This window comes from Vibrio sp. 1402 (genome assembly GCF_033340275.1).
The window spans coordinates 1-962 of the sequence record NZ_JAWOWE010000115.1 but is presented as its reverse complement, the minus strand read 5'-3'; the positions used below and the strand labels follow the sequence as shown (position 1 = coordinate 962).

The 962-nt window shown below is 43.3% G+C and carries 1 protein-coding gene; it reads right to left on the bottom strand.

Features of this window, described 5'->3' with window-relative positions; all coding sequences use genetic code 11:
* Positions 1 to 70: 70 nt before the first annotated feature.
* Positions 71 to 865 carry an AraC family transcriptional regulator gene (locus R7044_RS24520; RefSeq protein ID WP_225455912.1) on the bottom strand — a complete coding sequence of 265 codons (795 nt, stop codon included), beginning with the start codon at positions 863 to 865 and terminating at the stop codon, positions 71 to 73.
* Positions 866 to 962 lie beyond the last annotated feature (97 nt).

Sequence of the window (962 nt, the reverse complement as noted above, 5' to 3'; positions counted from 1 at the left end):
ATCTTTTCAATATTTACCTTTTTTGATTAAAGATAATTAGGGGAACATCATGAGCATGCAAGCACGGAAATTATATTCCGCGATTAGAAAAGTAACGCGTAGGTGAATCGCCATAGACCCGACGAAACATCGCGATAAAGTTGCTGGGCGTCGAATAACCCAAAGCATGTGCAACCGCTCCTACAGATTCCCCTCGAGCTATCATTTCTAATGAATGTATTAGCAGTACTTGTTGCCGCCATTCACTAAAACTCATGTTTAACTCACTTCGAATCAATCGTCTTAACGTCCGAGATGAGACTGCCCCGATATTGGCCCAATGCTCCACAGAATGCTTGCTGTTTGGGTCTATTAAAATTGCTTGAGTAACTTTTTGCAGTCTCGGATCACTGGGCAGTGGGATGTGGAGTGACTCATGAGGGCTATTGACGATTTCATCGGATATTACGGCAAGAATACGTAAAGACTGTATGGATAGATCGTCTGTTTTGCTCCATATCGATGCTCTAACCAATAGGGCTTTCAACACATCGCTCATTTGGATAACACAAGGTCTCATTGGAAACCGCTCACAACTCTCTGGAGTAAACAGTAATGAACGACCTTTCAGAGAACCACAAAAATAAACACTGTGCATCGCACCCGGGGGGATCCAACCAGCTCGGTGAGGTGGTAGTATCCACGTTCCTTCATCGGTTTTGACCTGAATTAGCCCTTCATCTATACACAGTAACTGGCCTCGATGATGACTGTGCCAATTATGTGGCCGTTGATCCAAATGGTTGAAGTCGCTCCTTTCATGCTGCCACTCCTTAACGATCAGTGCGGCGCCATTTTTCCATTCGCTGTAATCAGAGTTTGTCACTTTATTTACTCAATTCCATTTTGGCCATTATTCATTATTTTCTGTCCTCTTAACGTTACCATAGCAAGTTAGCGTTCGAGTAACATTTTAGCAACGA